At 40.7% G+C, this 20220-nt stretch carries 16 protein-coding genes; 9 read left to right on the forward strand and 7 right to left on the reverse strand.

The genetic code is table 11. The annotated features are described in order from the left end of the window. Positions 1–25 precede the first annotated feature (25 nt). Positions 26–154 carry a hypothetical protein gene (locus GVK91_RS27680; protein WP_262886227.1) on the reverse strand — a complete coding sequence of 43 codons (129 nt, stop codon included), beginning with the start codon at positions 152–154 and terminating at the stop codon, positions 26–28. 951 nt (positions 155–1105) lie between these two features. On the opposite strand from GVK91_RS27680, the gene GVK91_RS26040 reads away from it, so the two are divergent. From GVK91_RS26040 to GVK91_RS26080, 9 genes are all read left to right on the forward strand, one after another. After that, entirely contained in the window at positions 1106–3997 is a 2892-nt protein-coding gene (locus GVK91_RS26040) for a PAS domain-containing hybrid sensor histidine kinase/response regulator (protein ID WP_153845571.1), read from the forward strand. Positions 3998–4135: 138 nt separating this feature from the next. Further along, positions 4136–5095, forward strand: coding sequence for an AraC family transcriptional regulator (locus GVK91_RS26045; protein WP_153845572.1), 960 nt, complete (start codon positions 4136–4138; stop codon positions 5093–5095). Positions 5096–5185: 90 nt separating this feature from the next. After that, the gene (locus GVK91_RS26050; RefSeq protein ID WP_153845573.1) at positions 5186–6379 is read left to right on the forward strand and encodes an MFS transporter; all 1194 of its coding nucleotides are present in this window, start codon (positions 5186–5188) and stop codon (positions 6377–6379) included. Between the two features lie 179 nt (positions 6380–6558). Continuing rightward, complete coding sequence (locus GVK91_RS26055) at positions 6559–6927, forward strand: nuclear transport factor 2 family protein (RefSeq protein ID WP_153845574.1); 369 nt, start codon at positions 6559–6561, stop codon at positions 6925–6927. Between the two features lie 133 nt (positions 6928–7060). Continuing rightward, positions 7061–7816 (forward strand): AraC family transcriptional regulator, encoded by a 756-nt coding sequence (locus tag GVK91_RS26060; RefSeq protein WP_153845575.1) that lies wholly within the window; start codon positions 7061–7063, stop codon positions 7814–7816. 35 nt (positions 7817–7851) lie between these two features. Further along, complete coding sequence (locus GVK91_RS26065; RefSeq protein ID WP_153845576.1) at positions 7852–9003, forward strand: NAD(P)/FAD-dependent oxidoreductase; 1152 nt, start codon at positions 7852–7854, stop codon at positions 9001–9003. A 156-nt stretch (positions 9004–9159) separates the two neighbouring features. Next, a complete protein-coding gene (locus GVK91_RS26070; RefSeq protein WP_088161246.1) occupies positions 9160–9570 on the forward strand; it encodes an Hsp20/alpha crystallin family protein in 411 nt (136 codons plus the stop codon). 22 nt (positions 9571–9592) lie between these two features. Beyond that, positions 9593–10963 (forward strand): MBL fold metallo-hydrolase RNA specificity domain-containing protein, encoded by a 1371-nt coding sequence (locus tag GVK91_RS26075; protein WP_153845577.1) that lies wholly within the window; start codon positions 9593–9595, stop codon positions 10961–10963. Between the two features lie 57 nt (positions 10964–11020). After that, positions 11021–11758 (forward strand): sulfite exporter TauE/SafE family protein, encoded by a 738-nt coding sequence (locus GVK91_RS26080; RefSeq protein ID WP_153845578.1) that lies wholly within the window; start codon positions 11021–11023, stop codon positions 11756–11758. A 101-nt stretch (positions 11759–11859) separates the two neighbouring features. On the opposite strand, the gene GVK91_RS26085 is transcribed toward GVK91_RS26080, so the two are convergent. The 6 genes from GVK91_RS26085 to GVK91_RS26110 are packed head-to-tail and all read right to left on the reverse strand — an operon-like array spanning position 11860 to position 20194. Further along, entirely contained in the window at positions 11860–13059 is a 1200-nt protein-coding gene (locus GVK91_RS26085; RefSeq protein ID WP_153845579.1) for a DUF3570 domain-containing protein, read from the reverse strand. A 30-nt stretch (positions 13060–13089) separates the two neighbouring features. Then, on the reverse strand, positions 13090–13320 hold the full coding sequence (locus GVK91_RS26090) for a DUF4266 domain-containing protein (protein WP_200845710.1): 231 nt from the start codon (positions 13318–13320) through the stop codon (positions 13090–13092). Next, positions 13317–14243, reverse strand: a complete 927-nt coding sequence (locus GVK91_RS26095; RefSeq protein ID WP_153845580.1) for an FAD:protein FMN transferase — start codon at positions 14241–14243, stop codon at positions 13317–13319. Before GVK91_RS26095 ends, GVK91_RS26090 begins: the two co-directional genes overlap by 4 nt. Further along, positions 14240–14689 carry a thioredoxin family protein gene (locus GVK91_RS26100; protein ID WP_153845581.1) on the reverse strand — a complete coding sequence of 150 codons (450 nt, stop codon included), beginning with the start codon at positions 14687–14689 and terminating at the stop codon, positions 14240–14242. Before GVK91_RS26100 ends, GVK91_RS26095 begins: the two co-directional genes overlap by 4 nt. 10 nt (positions 14690–14699) lie before the next feature. Next, the gene (locus GVK91_RS26105) at positions 14700–15848 is read right to left on the reverse strand and encodes an efflux RND transporter periplasmic adaptor subunit (RefSeq protein WP_159732293.1); all 1149 of its coding nucleotides are present in this window, start codon (positions 15846–15848) and stop codon (positions 14700–14702) included. A gap of 2 nt (positions 15849–15850) precedes the next feature. After that, the gene (locus tag GVK91_RS26110; RefSeq protein ID WP_153845583.1) at positions 15851–20194 is read right to left on the reverse strand and encodes a CusA/CzcA family heavy metal efflux RND transporter; all 4344 of its coding nucleotides are present in this window, start codon (positions 20192–20194) and stop codon (positions 15851–15853) included. Between the last annotated feature and the right edge of the window lie 26 nt (positions 20195–20220).

Consider the following 20220-nt stretch of genomic DNA (forward strand, 5'->3'; position numbering starts at 1 on the left):
CTTTTTCCTGGTGTCCTTGTTGATATCACTGTACTTTTTTTTTGCTGTAATTTGTCTTGGTCGTAACCATCGTCTTTCTTGAAAAAAAAGAAGGTTCATAACCAATGCCGTCAAATACGGGGTCTTTGCTCAAATCGTTTGAAAATAATGACATAGTAATATTTTTTATTGTTTGTAATTCATGCTATTGATAAGCTTCGAATATCAAACTTTCCACATTTTATAAATCTTTAAGAGATAACAATATCAAAACCCATGCTGTTTCGACTAAAAAATATTTGTGAAAAGTAGCACGTAAGGAAGGTGGGGGAAATATGGTGATCCTTATATTCGACGTCGTAAAAAAATTGAACCTCAGAAAATTCAACTTTTTTCTAAAAGATGAAACGAAAGCGAACTAACCATTGTTATAATGGTACTTTTCATAAATTAGGTTAATAATAGGTAGTGAAACCTTGAGATCCCCCTCCTCAAGGTTTTTTTTATTTTTTTCAAACGAGTATTATATTTCGGTTGTCCTTTATACGAAAAATGAGACTATTGCTTTTGCTGGCTTGATTTGCACTTGTCACGCCAGCATTTTTTGAAACCGACTATCCCATTATTGGGATCATAACTATATATATCAGGGCTGGTTTATTCCGGCCTTTTTTGTGCTGACACAATCAGCATCATAGGCCTTCTGAGTTCGTCTGCCATACTGGCCACACTGTTAATCATTTCTATGTTAGGCTGTGGTTCAGTAACTAAATTGATCGCAAAGTTATTGGCCAGCGGTATTGTAAGATAAGTGCTAAGTGTCCGGGCCAGTATAACTTGTTTCCCGCTGCATCGAAGTCCTACGATCTACCTTGAGTTAAAAAATATTTATTCCTTCCGATGGAGATTGTATTGAAATTTTAAAACGACCGCATAAATGCAATATATACTTTTAGGAATAGTTTTCTCAATGGTCACAATTGCCTATTTTGTTATTGTGATTCCGCGTATGCCTAGTTCTCCAAAATATTTTAATTTGAATTAATTCTTTTTTTATTAAAAAACTATTCAAATAAAATTGTTGTTTTGTTATAAACGTTAAATATCTATAGCATATTACAACTTTATGCATAATCAAAAGTACCCTAAAAACGATAACAGTGACCATCTCATCTTGGATAATGATTATAAGTTAGTCGCTGACATGATTAAGAAAGATCTTTTTGGAGTGCTCCTTAAAGCGAAATTGATTTGTAATACGGAAATGGCGGTGTTGACTTTATTCGACAACAGTCAAAATTTTGTGCGGACCTATTTTCATGATGTCGATGGAAATATAAGTATCGATAAAGTATTTTTGGACTATGTGTTTGATGACAACGGCACGCTAGAGTTTCCAGACCTTAGCAATGAACTTCCTTCGCAGCGCAATTCAGTGATTTTCCAGAATTTTGGAATACTGTATTATTATGAAGCACCACTCATCAATCACGAAGGAAAAATAGTTGGTTTTTTAAGCGTTATGGATAGTAGCTCAAACAAGCTTTCTGATAATCAACGGACTCTTCTTTCATTATTGTGCACAGAAGTTCTTGGCTTACTTCAAGAGAAAAACCAGCACCTCCAGTTAACTAGTAAATTGGAATATGCGAAATCTACACTAGACATGACCAGTCAGGTGGCCAGAGTGGGGAGCTGGGAGTATGATTTACTTGATGATTATATCGATTGGTCTGAAATGACGAAGATTATTCATGGGGTTCCAAAGGATTATCGTCCAACTATTAAAACAGCAATTGAGTTTTACAAAGATCCTCAACATAGGATTAAAATTGTTCAGGCTATCAATAGTGCAATCGCTACAGGAGCTTCATGGGACCTTGAATTAGAAATTGATACCTATCAGGGTACAAGCTTGTGGGTTAGAGCACTAGGGAAAGCAACTTTTGAAAAAGGGAAGTGCGTTCGACTATATGGCACTTTTCAGGATATCGATAAACGTAAACGCTCTGAGGCGGAATCGATTCGTTCTAAGAAAATGCTCGAAGATGTATTGAATGCCACTACTGCAGTCGCTATCATTGCAACTGACGCAGAAGGGTTGATAACCCTTTTCAACCGGGGCGCAGAAAATTTATTAGGGTATAAAGGTGATGAAGTGATCGGTAAAATTACGCCGACATTATTTCATAGCAGTAGGGAAGTTAAAGATCGAGCGAAGGAACTTGAAAGTAAATTTGGGTATCCGATTAGTGAATTTAGGGTGTTCGTCGAGATGGCGGAGCGCTACGGATCCGAGCAAAGAGAATGGATTTATATAAAAAAAGATTTTACGCGACTTTACGTATCTCTTGCTGTTACTGCAATGCGCGATATTTCTGGTCAGATTATAGGTTATCTTGGCATTGCCACAGACATCACGAAGATTGTTCTTCAAAGAGAAGAATTAGAGAAAGCTAAAAAGCTTGCTGACCAGGGTAGCGTGGCGAAGTCAGAGTTTCTCGCCAATATGAGTCATGAAATTCGTACACCTCTTAACGGAATTATAGGTTTTACGGATTTGATGAGTCGAACAAAACTAGACGATACACAAAAAGAATATGTTTCTATTGTCGATCAGTCTGCTAATCTTCTTTTGAGCATCATAAACGATATACTTGATTTTTCTAAAATTGAAGCTGGCAAATTGGAGCTTTCGATCGAAAAAAATGATTTGTATGAGATGTTTGCTCAGGTTACAAGTTTGATTGACTTTCAATGGAAGGCCAAAAAATTGGATTTTCGGGTAAATTTATCAGAATCGCTACCGCATTATGTTTGGGTTGACTCACTTCGACTCAAACAGGTGATCATGAATCTTTTAAGTAATGCAATAAAATTTACGGACAAGGGAAGTGTTGCACTACATGTCGATGTACTATCCTCGGACGAAAACTCCACCACGCTGCGCTTCAGTGTAACGGACAGCGGAATAGGTATTAAACCAGATAAACAGCAAAAAATATTTGAAGCATTTTCTCAAGAAGATGCTTCAATAAGCAAGAGATTTGGCGGAACAGGGCTTGGACTTAGTATTTCAAATCAATTGCTAAAAATGATGGATAGTAAACTAAAATTGGAAAGCGAATATGGGAAAGGGAGCCAATTTTATTTTGAAATTACATTAAGGTCGCAAAAAGGTGATGTGTATGAATGGAAACTTTTAGAATCCTTAAAGATTATGATAGTTGCCCGACAAGATGCCGATCGAGCTAATATTGCATTGATGTTGCATATGAAGAAAGTTAATGTCTCATTGGCCGATAACGGATTTGAAGTTCTTCAAATGTTGGCCAAAGGTGAGCGGTATGATGCGATTATTATTGATAATGATCTACCTATAATGAACGGTATCGATACGATAAAAAAAATTAGGGAAAAGTTACTCTACAAAGGAGTTGGACAGCCCGTAGTTTTAATGTTATCCGTCCTTGAGACCAACCCAGCCCGTATTGCTGAAAGCAGCCATATTATTCATTGTATTAATAAACCAGTTAAAGTAGATCAACTGTATTCAACATTAGTTGCTGCATTACAGCAGGATGAAGAAACGATCAAATATGCCGAAAAAGAAACGGCCTTTTTGGAAAGAAAATACAAGATTTTAATTATTGAAGACAACAAATTTAATATGTTGCTTACTAGAACCATTGTACAGAATGTTCTTCCCAATGTGGAAATCATAGAGGCGGTCGATGGGGTAATGGGATTTGAATTGTTCAAGGATAATAGGCCTGATTTGGTCTTCATGGATATACAGATGCCTGAAATGAATGGTTATGAGTTAACTGGATTGATTAGAAGAAATGAAGAGGGGAGGATACATACGCCAATTATAGCATTGACAGCCAGTAATATTAAGGACGAAAAGGAAAGGTGCATTTCGTGTGGAATGGATGATTTTGCCGTGAAGCCTTTTGTTAAAGAAACATTGCTGGAGCTTTTGAGAAAATGGTTGATAAATGACAGCAATAACTAGGTATGAAAGACTTGTTTATGATTTAGTTAATAATGGCTATTCGGGTTAACGAGGTTTAAACTTGTCGCTAAGTCAAAGTTGATAATTTCTTTATTTTATAGCGCGCTATTGGCTAAATTTGATAGATTTCTTTAATGCATGAAAAACAAAAAAACACAGGATTTAATTCCATGGCTCGATACCATTAGTCAATTTTTCGATACTTTTAGGATTGGCACAGCTGTGAATGATTTATTTAACGTCATGCGGATTGAAGACCAGGCAAAAGGCAAATTGCTTTTCATGCCGCTTTTCCGAGGTAATTTTTTTCGTATTTTAATCTGCAAGACACAGGGACCCAGATTCCTGCTTCCTGACGAAACCATCTATACGTCAGCTAACAGTATTTACTTCGCATATCCCGGTAAAATGGAAAGCTGGCAGCGTGAGGAAACGATTTATGGCTATCTCATTTGTTTTACGTCTGAATTTGCTGGAATAGACCCTCTAAAACCCAAATTTGAAAAAGATTACCCATTTTTTATGCGTGGAGCCAATTCACTTCTGAGGCTTTCGCAGCAAGATATGGACAAGGTATCGCATACAGCCGAAACGCTGCTTCTTGAAATGAAATCGGGACAGGAGGATAATTTTGAAATGATGCAAACTTTATTAAAGGTATTACTTATCCAAATCCGTCGTCTGTATTATAAAGATAAGGAGGTAAAAACTCCTTTTCAGTTAAAACAGGCCTCCCTGATGGTCAAGTTTAGAAAAGTGCTCGATGCTTATGCTATTGACGCCCCCGATATACGAAAAGAAGGAAGGCCAACGGTTCGAAAAATCGCAGATGAACTGAATCTCACAGCTAGCCATTTGAATTTTTTAGTAAAAAAATATACCGGGCACACGGCGTTGTTTCATATTAATGAAAAGCTAGTGCTGGAAGCAAAAAGTCTTTTAACACACACCGATCTGCAGGTGTCAGAAATAGCTGATCTACTACAATTTAATGAAGCAAATTATTTTAACCGGTTTTTTAAAAAGATGACGGGTCTAACCCCTACAGCATACCGTCAAGACGCTTTGCAGCTTATGAAAAGTCCACTTACTATTTAAATCGATAAAAAGTCCAATTATCGCCTCAATCCGTATAAGTCTTCTGCGGCTAACATTCTTGAAATTTGTATCATTTAACAAATAATAGAAATGTACAAATTAATTACAAATGACAGAACGGCCACAGACGTATCTATGTTTCCGGTTTATATTCTTTCATTGGCAACTTTCATTGTTTTTTTCCAGGGATTCATGGTCGCGCCATTGCTTCCACTGCTATCCGAACAGTTTGGTACGACTACCCGGCATGTGAGTTTTATTGAACCATCTTACCTACTCGGCTATGGATTGTTTACATTGGTATATGCGCCTCTAAGTGATCGCTTTGGCAGGTTCCGGATAATTACGCTGTGCCTAATTATCTTTTCCGTATTGACATTACTGACCGCTTACGCCCATGGAATTAACCAGATGATTTTCCTTCGTTTGCTGACCGGCATCGGTGCCGCCGGTATTGCCCCCACAACCATTAGCTGGATCAGCGATCGGTACCCGTACGAAAAACGGGGGCACGCGCTTGGGATATTCTTTGGTAACATGGCAGGTGGCACAGCTTTCGGATCCAGCGCAGGCGCTTTGATCACATCACTAGTCGGTTGGCAATGGCTTTTTATTGGCGTTGCGAGCATTGCGCTGCTTATCTTGCTGCTGATTGTTATTTATAAAAAGAACATATTTAAAGTAAATGAGACGGTCCATGGAGTTAAGGAGAACATTTTCCTCGTCTTCTGCAATATACTGTCAAGCGGAAGAGCTAGGTTTACCTATTTCTATGTTTTGTTTAACGGTATGTTCCATGGTGGTATTTTTGCCTGGCTGGCTTATTTTTTTTATAGAAACTATGGCCTCGGCGAATTACAGATTGGGCTAGCCTTGTTGGGGTATGGTATTCCGGGCCTATTACTAGGTCCATTACTCGGAAAGCTTGCGGACCACTATGGAAGACAGAGAATAATACCTTTAGGTTTATTTTTGGGAGCACTTACCGTATTGCTGCTCAGCCAAAATCTAAATCTTGCAGCATCCTGTGTTTTAGTGGCTTTACTTTCACTCGGATTTGACCTCTCGCATCCTTTGTTTGCTGCTATTGTCACCACATTCAGTGCGCAAAAAGGAGCGGCGACAGGGCTTTTTGCATTCTTTCTTTTCTCGGGTTATGGCCTTGGGAGCCTTTTGCTGAGCCTGATTGTCAATATCGGTCTGGAAAGCGCATTCCAGGTGTTCGGCGGGTGCCTTTTACTGGCAGCGATTTGCTCGATATTTGTTTTTAGGAAAGAGAAGTAGTTACTTAAATCCTGATCTCCGTAGTTCGTCGTAGCATTAAATATATCTTATTTCATCGTTTAAAACAACTTGTTGCCCTGGGTGGTTTTATGAACGTAGCGGCGTATCATACTGATCCACTATAACATTTAAAGCGTGTGGACCGACAAAAATTAATGATTCAAAACAAATTGCTGAAAATGAAAAATATAACGATTTTACACACAGCCAATGAATTTATTGCAAAAGGAGATTATGAAAGCTTCTTAGCTTATTGTACTGCAGAGACGAAATGGTTTTTTGTAGGGGAGCGTATTCTCCATGGGAAAGAAGAAGTTCGCGCTTATATGAAAGAGTTCTATCAGGAACCGCCAGTTTTTAATGTTGAAAAATCTATCGAGGAAGGTGATTTTGTTATGGTGACCGGAGAAATCCGGTTGAGAAATAAGGAAGGGAAATATGATCATTTCGATTATTGCGACATTTGGCGATTCGAAGATGGAAAAATGGCAGAGCTTAAAGCATTTGTCATTGAAAAACGAGGATCGCCGCCACCCTCATCCGAATAGGCTTAGTATTTGATCTGTTTCATATTTGGTTATACAATAATCCTTAATTTTGATTGGAGGTGTGTGACTTTTAACCGGACGTGCCGTAGTAAATTTTGAGGGGAAGGTCATGGCTTATAAACGGACTAAAACAATGGAAAATGAATTAAAATACCAGGCAATAAAACCTGACAAGTCGTTAGCGGATTTTGTTGAAAGCTTTTGGCTTTTACAAAACCAATCGGATTGTAATAGAGAGGTTGTTGTATTGCCAGACGGAAGAGTTGATCTATTTTTCACGCAATCTGCAACAGAGCCTTTCCACGTGACGCTTTTGGGTATCCAAACTCAGCCGGGGCAGGCGACCATTGCGCCTTTGCGACAGACTTACGCCATCAGTTTTAACCCGCTTGCAGTCCAATCTGTTTTTCAGACCAGCATCGCCAACTTGGTGGACAGGGCGAGTCTCTTGCCTCCTAATTTTTGGAACTTTAGTGCCGACGACCTGAATAACTTTGATTTGTTCTGCGCGAAAGCGACAAAAAAAATACAGTCGCTTTTGCCGCTTGAAGTTGACAACAGGAAACGGACACTGTTCGACCTCATTTATGCATCAAACGGGGCGATTACAATTAAAGAACTTGCCGCGCAATCGTTTTGGAGTCGGCAACAAATCAACCGTTATTTCGATCAGCAGTTTGGACTTACGGCAAAAGCATATTGCAATATTATCCGCTTCCGTGCTTCCTTTCAGCATATCAAAGAAGGCAAATTGTTTCCACAACAAAACTTTGCCGATCAATCCCATTTTATTAAAGAAGTCAAGAAACTTGCTGGTGTTTCCCCAAAAGAACTGTTGAAGAACCAAAATGAGCGTTTTATACAATTTTCAACGCTCAGGCCCACGTAATTTTGTTCAGTCAAAAAAAATAAATTTTACTGGATATGAAATTACAAGACAAGAAAGTTGCCGTTGTTGGCGGTGGTCCTGGCGGACTCACATTAGCCAAACTCTTACAATTAAAAGGAGTAAATGTAACCGTATATGAACGTGATAGCAATAAAGAAGTTCGCCAGCAGGGAGCCACACTGGATCTGCACGAAGAAAGTGGTTTGGAAGCTCTTCGAAGAGCAAATTTGATGAACGAATTTAAAGCTAGCTTTCGACCCGACGCGGGACGTTTAAGGGTGTTGGACGAGCAGGCCATCATCAAAATGGATGAGCACGAGCTTCAAGATAAGGATCAGGAAGATCGCCCTGAAATTGATCGTGCCCCATTGCGTGATATTTTAATAAACGCATTGCATGAAGATACCATTGTTTGGGACAGTCAGTTTATTTCAATGGTAAAACAGGATCATGGCTGGCTTCTGCATTTCAAAAACGGAAAATCTTTTTACGCTGACCTTGTCATTGCAGCCGACGGTGCAAACTCAAAAATTCGCCCTTACCTAACCGATATTAAGCCGATTTATTCTGGCGTTACAATTGTTGAAGGGAATATCTACGAGGCCGAAAAAAACACACCGAAACTTTGGGAAATAACAAAAGGCGGAAAAGTCTTTGCGCTTGGAAACGGACAATCCATTATTTTAAGTGCAAAAGGAGAGGGCAGTTTATCGTTTTATACCGGTTGTAAAGTTCCCGAAAATTGGGTGCAGGAAAGCGGAATTGACTTTAATAACAAGCAACAGGTTTTTGATTGGTTTAAAGTCGCGTTCTCCTCCTGGAGCGAAAAATGGCATGAACTTTTTGCAAGTAATGAAATTTGGTTTATGCCGCGACCACAATACCACTTTCCGTTAGACCAGACTTGGACAACATTATCAAACTTGACCATGCTTGGTGACGCAGCTCATCGTATGCCGCCATATGCCGGTGAGGGTGTAAACCAGGCGATGCAGGATGCTTTTGAATTGGCCGAGAATCTGACATGCGACCATTTTCCGGATATTCAGACTGCAATTTCAAATTACGAAAAACAAATGCAGGCAAGGGCGGCAGCAGTAACAAAAGATACGTTGCAAAACACTGAAATATTGCACGCTGAAGACGGACTTGATAATTTGCTAGCGATGTTTACCGAGCGGAGGTAAATATCGCTTTTTACGTGATTGAATCCGATTAACACTAAATTATATGATTTAATAGCTATATGGAAAGTGACCAGCATCATTTTTTAATATTGCTGAAATCATGATCTAATAATTTGCATAAGCCTAACTTTAGGAGTAAAACCATTAAATATATTTATGATGAAAATTACAAAACCTAAAGGCCAAGCCAAGCAACCTCCACTCGTACCTACAGGAGATGGCTTTTGGTCTAATGATAAATCGTCCGAGCATCAGGACACACTGTTACCTACAGTCAATATTATTGAAAAAAAAAGTGTTTACAAAATTAAGGTACTGGCACCAGGATTTAGAAAAAAGGATTTTAACATAACAGTACAGGCAGGCGATTTAGTTATTACTGCAGAACATCGTATAGAAAAAAAAGAAGAGAATGAAAATTATCTGAGAAAAGAATTTTCTACAAGCTCTTTTACACGCAGCTTTAACCTACCGGACAATATTGCTTTGAATCAGATAAAGGCCAATTATAAAGACGGGCTGCTTCATATTGCTATCAAAAAAACGCATTACAAAAATAAGAAGTGAAGGTACCTTTAAACCTAAAAAGATGGAAACCATTTATTTAAAATCTCTAGGCGGCGCCGGAACAGTCACAGGCTCCAAACATCTACTACAAACTCCCGAACTCACGATATTGGTTGATTGTGGTTTGTTTCAGGGTATTAAAATATTGCGTGAGCAAAATTGGCAACCTTTAGATGTCCCTGTAGAAGACATTGATGTAGTGCTTCTTACGCATGCTCATCTGGATCATTGCGGTTATATACCTCTGCTCATAAAAAATGGGTTTAAAGGTAAGATTTATATGACGGAGCCTACAGCTGAACTCACAAAATTGATCCTGCTCGATAGTGCCAAATTACAGGAAGAGGACGCAAGAAAAGCGAATTACCACTTTTATTCCAAACATCATCCCGCAAAGCCACTTTACACGCGAGACGATTCCGAACGATCTTTTCAGCATTTTTATACTGTCCAGGAAAACACCGCGATCAACTTGAGCGATCACATTCAATGTGAGTTTAAACCCTGCGGCCATATCATCGGCGCCTGTTCAGTAGCCATCACATGCTTTGATAAAACAATTATCTTTTCGGGAGATATCGGAAGGAACAAAAGTGAGGTTTTACCTATTAACGATTTTTTTAACAAAGCCGATTATCTAATTATGGAGTCAACTTATGGAGACCGATTGCATGATAATACAAATGTGTATGATAGCCTTCAGCATTGGATAAACCTTACAGTTGAAAATCACGGGAATATTATCATTCCAAGTTTCGCCGTGGGCAGAGCACAGGAGCTTCTTTATATGATTTATCACCTAAAGAAACAGAAAAAAATCCCCCAAGATCTACCAGTTATATTGGATAGCCCAATGGCTGCTTCTGCGACAACCATCATGGTCGATTATGCTGAATATACTGCTGTGGACAAAATTGAATGGACTTCGATTGTCTCTGGTGTTGAAATTAACAGAGATTATATAAATACGCAGGAAATTATTCGTGATCAAAGAAGTAAAATCATTATTGCAGGTAGTGGAATGGTGACTGGCGGTCGCGTTCTTGAATATTTGAAACACGATCTAGGAAACAGCCGGAATACGATACTTATTGTAGGCTTTCAGGCAGAGGGCACGCGTGGAAGGGCACTGTTAAATCATTCGCACGAGTTGAAGATCCACGGCTCGTATTATCCTGTAAGGGCTAATATTGTAGAATTAACGGGATTATCAGCACACGCTGATCAGTCCGAGCTAATGGAATGGATTGGGAAATATAAAATACCGCCAAAGCAAATCATGCTCGTACATGGCGAACCTCCAGCCTTGGAGGCACTACGGGTAAAGATCCAGACAGATTTGAACCTCCCAGTTAAAATATTAATCAAAGATGAGCGGGTTGCAATTATATAGTACAGATTTCCTTTACATCGGTTGATGTATCCCAAGGTATTGATAGAATCAAGTTTTATGGAAAGGTATCTGATTTTTTTCGTTTTAGCTTTAGTGGCAGAAATATTGGGGACGGTCTCCGGCTTTGGTTCATCCATCTTATTTGTTCCTATCGCCTCACTGTTCTTTAATTTTAAAACAGTATTGGGTATTACCGCTGTATTTCATGTTTTTAGCAACTTGTCAAAAATTGCATTATTCAGAAAGGGAATCCGTTTGGATATTGCCATCAAGCTGGGCATTCCTGCCGTTATATTTGTCATATTAGGAGCTATCATCACCAAGTATTTACCCGTTCAACAGATCGAGTTGGGGATGAATATCATTTTAGTCTTCCTAGCTTTATTTTTAATATTTAAGTCAGACAGGCCGTTAAAACCATCAAATTCGAACCTCTACTTCGGTGGCGTCACCTCTGGATTCATAGCCGGGATCGCGGGTACAGGCGGAGCGATTCGGGGAATTACCTTAGCAGCTTTTCAATTGCCAAAAGATGTTTTTATCGCTACTTCCGCCTTGATTGATCTAGGTGTTGATCTAAGCCGAGCAGTTGTATATATAAACAATGGATATTTTACCAGCAAACACCTAGTTTACATTCCATTTTTGATTGGCATAAGCATTTTAGGAAGTTATCTTGGGAAACTGATATTACAAAAAACATCAGAAAGAACATTTCGGTATATTATATTGATCGTCATATTGATAACTGCCGCATTTCAGCTTTATAAATACATCTATAGTGGTAAATCATAAAAAGAAAAGCCATTGCTGACTTTACTTTTCTGAATGGTACCATTAAAAAAGGGCGTCCATTAAGACACCCTCATTTTGGAATTAAGATGTTAGCCTAACGATTATTTAAATCTAAGATTTAGCGAAATAATATCCGACTTCATCCCCACTGACTTGCTGTAATGTCCGTACCGCAGTTCCAGCATATCCAATTTACGGATACCGAAAAGTCCATTGGGGAGATTCAAACGGACGCCGGCACCATAGAAATTACTGCTGAATTGAGATAGATCATAGTTACTGGTGTAGTAATCGTCCAATCCGGTGTGTTGCTGATATGCCGCAAAATATTTGGCAGCAGTCTGGCGGTAATACCGATAAAAAGGACTTAGCGAAACAAATGGCGAAAGCTTTATCGGCATTTCAATACTTGCCGTGTTGGACTTTATTCCCCAGTCATCTGTGTAATAACGATAATAGGCACGCATGATGAACTGGTCGCCGAAGAAATAATTTGCCCGCATACCTAATGGTATTTTAAATCGTCTATCGGGTAGGGCTTCCTGATGCACTGTACCATCTGTAAAGTAGACCCTATGGAAGGGCAAACTCAAAAAACCTGATTGCTGGACGGCATCAGCCAAAAATTCCACCTGAAAATTGCTGTTGATAATCTGTGAATAGCTCAGTGAAAGCGCGTAGGTATTTCTGCCGCTTGAGCCATAGTTCTCATGTTCGCTTCCACCTGAACCAAGGTTGGTGTTGGATCGTAACTCGATAGGGGTGACCAGTTTTACTTGGTCGAGGTAGGTTTGGAATCGTGCTGTAAATTCGCCCATTCTGTTTTTGGTTTTCTGCGCAAAACCAATATTGGCACCATAGGATTGATAGTCGAATTCAGAGGAAAGGGATATTCCGCCCATCAGTGTTGATCCTTTTTTTTCATTTTCCCGAGACCAGGAAATTGAAGGGTAGATTCGATTGTCGGCATGTGAAGCAGAGGAATTGGCTTTGAGATCGATCATATCAGATGATGCCGAAGTGTAATGGTCCAGTCCGATATTGAATGTGAATTTATTTTTCCGGTCTTTCTTGTCATATTTTAAGAGAACCACCTCGATATTATTGGAGATATCTGTTAGTCTTTCTGAACCGATACCGCCTGTTACTGCCGAATTGTTACCGTCCTGATGATAATAACTTGAGACAAGATTTGCCTCTTCGAAAGTAAGCTTCCTAGATTTTTCCGTGGGTTTGCTTTCCTGTGCTTTTGCGTGCAGCAGGCCCAGAAGGGCCGCAACACTAAGAAATACTTTTTTCATGTAATAACGTGTTAAAAAACAGGTGTCATTTTAATTGCAACCACAGCCGCCGCCAACCTTTCCGGCGTTTGCGCCAGAAGAACCTTCTCTGTAAGACTGAAAGCTGAGTTCAGTCTTTTCGACATGGCGGTTGCCCAATCTCATTTCAGCATCGTTGAGTTTATTTTTTTCGTATTCCTTTACCGTACTGCAGGATGAGGCTATTACCAATAGTAAGATCATAGCGAGGCTACAGTATATTTTATTGCTTTTGTTTTTCATTTGAAGTTGATTTTATGGGATGAATAAATATGGTTTTCATCATCAATGATGATACATTCAACCTGTTGAATCTGATTGATGAGCTCAATGCCATTTTGGACGCCCATGATGCTGACCGGTGTCGCAAGAGCATCTGCTATCTCAGCATTCGGGCAGATGATCGTAACACTCTTTATTCCACTTATGGGCATTCCTGTTTTTGGGTTGATGGTATGAGAGTACTTTTTACCATCGATCATGACGAATTTTTCATAGTTGCCCGATGTTGCTATAGCAGTATCCGTGATGTTCATATAGGAAAAGGGAAGGACTGCCCGTTCCGGATTGGCAATTCCGATGGTCCATGGTTTTCCATTAGCCTGATTTCCCCAGACGGTAAGGTCGCCAGAGGCATTTACCACACCCGAATCTACGCCCCGCTGCTGCAATAATCTTTTCCCCATTTCGGCCGCATATCCTTTCCCGATACCGCCAAAACCGATACGCATGCCCTGCTTTGTTAAAAATACAGTACCTGCCTCATCATCGAGTACTATATTGTTGTAGTTCACTAAACTCAAATTGCGTTCAACAGTTTCTGCGTCAGGAAGACATAGCATACTGCGATCAAAATTCCAAAGGCCCTTATCAATGCTCCCGTAGGAAATATCAAAATAACCATCGGTCAGGCGGCTAATTCGTAAGCTCCTTTCGATAATTTCGTAGATTTCCCGGTCAACTTTGACAGGACGGATGCCCGCATGACGGTTGATCAGGTTGGTTTGACTGTCTTCATTGAAAGTGGTCAGTAATCGCTCTATCCGTTGTATCTCTGCGATAGCCGCATCGATATGGGCATTGGCTTTCACCTCATTGTCATCAACCACTGTTAGCTCAAAATGATTGCCCATTAGTTTGAGTCCACGTCGATATTCTTTTTTCATGGCCGTGTTATTTGGTTGTAAACTGTTCTGATCTCATCACAAAAATTGGCGGGGTCTTCAGGAGGTAAGCCGGCCCAACTCTTTAAAATTTTCCCATTGGCATCCAGTAACAACGTATAAGGAAATATGCCCGTAGGATTATACTGATCTGCAAGATTCGCATTCTCTTTTTTTTGTTCTACCGGCAGTTGATTTTTTTTGCTTCTTGGAAAGTCGGCATTAAGAAAAACAATGATCTGATCGTTTATGAGCTGTTTGAATTGCTCACTATCAATGATGTTTTTATGCAACTTTATACAGGGAATGCACCAGTCCGAACCGGAAAAATTGAGCAGTATAAGTTTATGTTGCGTTAGCGCCTGCTGCTTTGCGACATTCAGTCGATTCTGCGCATGAATGGTATAACACAAGAGTGTTAATACCAACGTGTTTAATAATGTTTTCATAGCGATTTTTTTAATCTTCCCCGCTGTTTTTTAATTGCATTAATAGGGTATAGGCATTTTTACTAACTATTTTTTTACCTACAAAATCTCGGACATTCAAAACCTTTGCTAGGCCTTTTTGGGGCTCCTCAACGGATATTGCTGTCAGACGATAATTTCTGTTTCCTTCCGAGACGAATACATAACTTTTTCCTTCAAAGTCTACGATACATTCTTCCGGCAGAGCCTGTCCCAAGCTCGTTGTCGTTTGGATTTCAGCATTCATATATACCCCAGGTACCAGATTCGGATCATATTTATCCAAATGGCAATGGACATCTGTCATACCTGTGGGATCGATATCCTTGCCGATCAAATGGATTTTACCCGAGTACTTTTTATTGGGATTAGCATTGGAGTAAGCTAATAGCGTTTGTCCTGGATGCAGCTGTTCAAGGTCCTTTTCATAGACTTTCAGATTTAGATGGATGTCCGTTGGGTTGATCAATTCAAAGAGGATATCCGAAGGATTTACATATTTTCCGATATTGACATTGACTTTACTTACATAGCCATCGATCGTGCTATAGACGGGTGCGCTTTTACGGATATTTCCTGGGGTAACAGTACTAGGTTGAATAAGAATAAGTTCTAATTGTCTGGCAATTGCATTCATTGTTATCTGCTGACTGTTCATTTCGGCCTGTGCTTGCTGCATTACTTTGTCGCTGCTTGCCTGACTCTGGTTGAGTTCTTTTTGACGTCTGTAGTCGAGCTGGGCAAATTGTAGTTTCGACTGGGCGGCAAGATAGTCTTGCTGCAGTTGGATAAACTGTGGATTTTCGACGATGGCAATAATATCACCTTTTGATACTTTCATGCCTGGCAGCAGGCTGGTACTCTTTAGGTATCCCCCCAAAGGAATACTTACAGACACCATATTCTGAGGCGGTACATCAATTTTTCCATTCAGTTTTAATATGCTGGCTATCGGCTGGTCCGAAAGCGTTACCGTCTCTATTTGGGAATTTTGCAGTTGCGCTTCCGTTAAGGAAACAAGAGTTTCGTCTTTTGGCTTTGCTGATGACGGTGAAGCCTCGCCTTTATTGCCCTGGCAAGAGATGCCAGTTGTTGCCAACATAAGAACGATATATTGGACTATCATATTTTTCGTTTTCATTTCTATTGATTTATCATGATGTAATGAAGCTGAATGGCATTTTCATTGAGCTGCCACAATGCATCTGTATAGCTACTTTTCAACGCGATAGCCTGGTTTATTAAAGTGACAAATTCGAGATAGTCAATGGCTCCATTGGAAAATTGCTTCTGCGCTGTTTCAAAAACTATTGCTGCATTTTTGAGTCCCTCGGATTCATATTGATCGACAATAGCAAGACTGGTCTGATAGCGTTGCGCGAATTCTTGGGCCCGTCTTTCAAGCGCAGATTGTGCATTTTGAAGCTCATCACTTGCAATGGTTTCTGCCAGACGTGCAGTTTCGATCCGAGCACGCTGTCCGCTGGAAAATAACGGTATGGAGAGCCCTAACTGCACCGAATGAAATCTTGGACTCGCGTCGTAGATTCTGTTATCAGGCCCCGCGCCTTTAAAACTATTCAGATTGTAGCCTAGCAGCAATTGGGGAAGTAGTCGGGATTTTTCCATTGCAGTTGTGTGCGCTGCGACTATCTTTTCTTGTTGAAGCACTTTGAGTAAAGGGTGATCGGCCATCGATGACTGAACGAAAATAGCCTTTTCCACAATGGTAGGGATGTAGGCTTCTGATGTATTTAGCAACCATTGGAATTGCAGTTGAAGGACATTTATTTCATCAGCTACCTGTCTCAATTGGATTGTGATTGCGGCCTTTTGATTTGCCGCAGTTGAGCTTTCCAACGCATTGCTTTCTCCTGCCTTTTTACGGAGTATGGTCTTGTCAAGGAAGCTGCTATAAAGGGATAATGCCTCGCTCAAAAGTTTTTCCTTTTGCTGCCAATATAGTATGTTATAGTAGGTAAGGCTGACGGCCTTTTTCAGCTCAAACTCTTTGAGGGTGACATTCAGCTGGCTTTTTTTCCATTCTTCGGTATAGCGCATACGTTGCCTTCTGTAGACAGTAGGAAAACCAAAACGTTGACTGATACTAACCTTAGTATCCTGATAAGCGCTATTGATCTGCCCGTAATCTAGGCCGATATCCGTCTGCGGAATATCAGCAGTGGATGTCCCTATTAGAGCCTTGGCATAAGCCACACGCAGTTTTTCAATTTTTATGTTTCGGTTGTTTTGGAGCGCGAGTTCAATGGATTGATCCAAAGTAATCTTTGTCTGTGCTGTCAAATTTTTTGTTGCAAAAACAGCAAGAGCAATCAAAAGAGGCACAATATGCTTTCCTTTTAATTTATGAGGTTTAAATCCGCGCTCCATGGTTACGTAAAGGAGCGGAAGCACAAATAAGGTCAATAGCGTCGCGATAAGCAGACCACCGATGACCACAGTTGCTAAAGGGCGCTGTACTTCAGCCCCAGCTCCATTGCTCAGCGCCATAGGGATAAATCCCAGTGAGGCCACCGATGCGGTCATCAAAACGGGGCGCAACCGATTTTCACCACCATCGACAACAATACGCACAATATTACGAATGCCACTTTTTTGAAGCCGGTTAAATTCAGAAATCAATACGATACCATTGAGCACAGCGACACCAAATAGCGCTATAAATCCAACCCCGGCACTAATACTAAAAGGCATTCCCCGCAGCGCCAATAAGAACACTCCACCGATAATCGATAATGGTATGGCCGTATAGATCAATAAACTTTCCCTAACGGATTTAAATGCAAGGAATAAGAGTATGAAAATTAGCGCTAACGCAATAGGCACTGCAATCAACAGGCGCTGCTTGGCGTTGTTGAGGTTTTCAAAAGAACCGCCATATTTAATGGAGTATCCTGTTGGAAGTTTGATTTCCTTATCAATCCTAGCTTGTAGGTCATGAACGATACTTTCTACATCCCGACCGTTGATATTAAATCCGACGACAATCCGCCGTTGCGCATTTTCCCGTTGGATCTGATTAGGTCCTTGTACAATTTCTACACGGGCCAATTGGGACAGTGGAATTTGGTTTCCCATGGAATTAGGAATCAAAAGGTTACGGATGTCAGCAATATTATTTCGGTCTCTGGCAGCAAGCCGTACAACCATGTCGAAGCGTTTCTCACCCTCGAATACCAAGCCTGTTCGCTGCCCGGCAAAAGCCGCATTGATGGTTCTGTTTATTTCATCAATCGAGAGATGATGCTGTGCAATGCTAGGGCGATTATAAGATATGACAACTTGCGGAAGCCCGGCAATCGGTTCGATGTAGAGATTTTGGGTTCCCTGGACCTGTTCGATTATTTTACCTATTTTTTGAGCATGTAAGGTCAGGGAATCCAGGTTGTCTCCAAATATTTTGAGGACAACGTCTTGACGTGCTCCTGTCATCAGCTCGTTGAACCGCATTTGTACAGGGTACTGAAAACCGGCCGTAATGCCGGGGACATCGGCTAATGCTGCGCTCATTTTTGTAGCAAGTTCAGGAAAGGTATGCGCCGAAGTCCATTGCTTTTTATCTTTTAAAATAACCATCATATCCGAGGCCTCCATCGGCATAGGATCGGTCGGCACCTCGCCACTACCAATTTTGGTGACTACTTTTTCTACCTCCGGAAATCTGCTCTTTAAGATATGGGCAGCTTTCTGTGTGCTTTCAATGGTCGTAGTCAGGTTACTTCCTGGGAGGACACGGGTATCTACTGCAAAATCACCTTCCTCCAGTGAAGGAATAAATTCACCACCTAGCTGGCTGATTATCAATACAGCTCCTATAAAAAGTAAAATAACCAGTGTAAAAATTGTCTTTGGAATCCGCAGTACTTTGAGCAGTGTGTGCAGGTAAAACTTTTCCAGTCTTTTCATCAGCTTATCCGAAGGCGAGGGTTTGTTACTTTTTGAACGAAGTACAAATGAACTCATCATCGGTATATAGGTGAGCGATAGAAGGAATGCACCCAATAGCGCAAAAGCAACAGTTTCTGCCATAGGTTTGAACATTTTGCCCTCGATTCCTTGTAGCGTTAAGATTGGAAGGTAAACGATCAGAATAATGATCTGTCCAAAGACAGCGCTGTTCATCATGCGACCGGCTGATGCAGTTACCAAATCGTCCATTTCAGAAGCAGGTACTTTGAGTAGGGCTTTGAATCGTTGCTGTTGCATAAGCTGATGCATGACGGATTCAACAATAATGACTGCACCATCAATGATTAATCCAAAATCGAGTGCACCAAGACTCATCAGATTACCACTCACCCCAAAAAGGTTCATCATACAGATCGCAAAAAGCATGGCCAGAGGAATGACTGAGGCCACGAGCAATCCGGCCCGTACATTCCCCAAAAAGAGAACTAGTACAAATACCACAATGAGTGCGCCTTCCAAAAGATTTGTCTGCACTGTGCTGATCGCATTATTGACCATTTTGGTACGGTCTAGAAAGGGCTCGATGATGACTCCTTTCGGCAGGGTTTTTCTGATTTCCTCTACCTTGGCCTTGACATCTGTAATCACTTGGCTACTGTTGGCTCCTTTAAGCATCATGACGACGGCTCCAGCCACCTCTCCATTGTCATTGTAGGTCATGGCACCATATCGCGTTGCAAAACCCGGACGTACATCGGCTACATCCCGAATGAAAATCGGTAAGTCATTTTGCTTTCCTGTAATTGCTATATTCTGAATGTCTTCAATCGTGCCAACTAATCCTTCACTTCGGATATAAAGAACTGTTGGACCTTTTTCGATGTAAGCGCCACCCGTATTCTGATTGTTGGTATTGAGGGCATCAAAGACGTCGTTAATGGTAATCCCATAAGCATTTAGCCTGTCGGGGTTTACAGCGATCTCATATTGTTTGAGTTTTCCGCCAAAACTGCTGACCTCAGCCACCCCCTTAACACCCAGCAGCTGCCTTCTGACAATCCAGTCCTGGATCGTACGGAGCTCAGTGACATTATATGTACGCTCGTATCCTTGTTGCGGGCGAACGACATATTGATATATTTCGCCAAGACCTGTAGAAATAGGACCTAATTGCGGAGAACCTATACCTGTCGGGATTTCCTGTTGTACCTGTTGCAGACGCTCAGCTACCTGTTGCCGGGCCCAATAGATATCGATATTGTCATCAAAAACAATGGTTACCAAGGATAGTCCAAATCGCGAAAAGCTACGGATTTCCTGTAATCCAGCGATATTACTGTTAGCCTGTTCGATCGGAAAGGTCACGAGCCTTTCAATATCTGTTGCTCCAAAGGATGGAGCTATTGTAATGACCTGCACTTGATTATTGGTAATATCGGGTACGGCATCAATAGGCAATTTCGTCACCTGATAAGCACCTACACCGATCAAAGCCAACATCAACAGCACGACAATGAGTTTGTTCTTTACAGAGAACTCAATAATTTTCGTAAGCATATCAATTTGATTCTGTTAAATCGTAA

It is taken from the genome of Sphingobacterium sp. 18053 (assembly GCF_902706145.1).
Classification (GTDB): Bacteria; Bacteroidota; Bacteroidia; order Sphingobacteriales; family Sphingobacteriaceae; genus Sphingobacterium; species Sphingobacterium paramultivorum.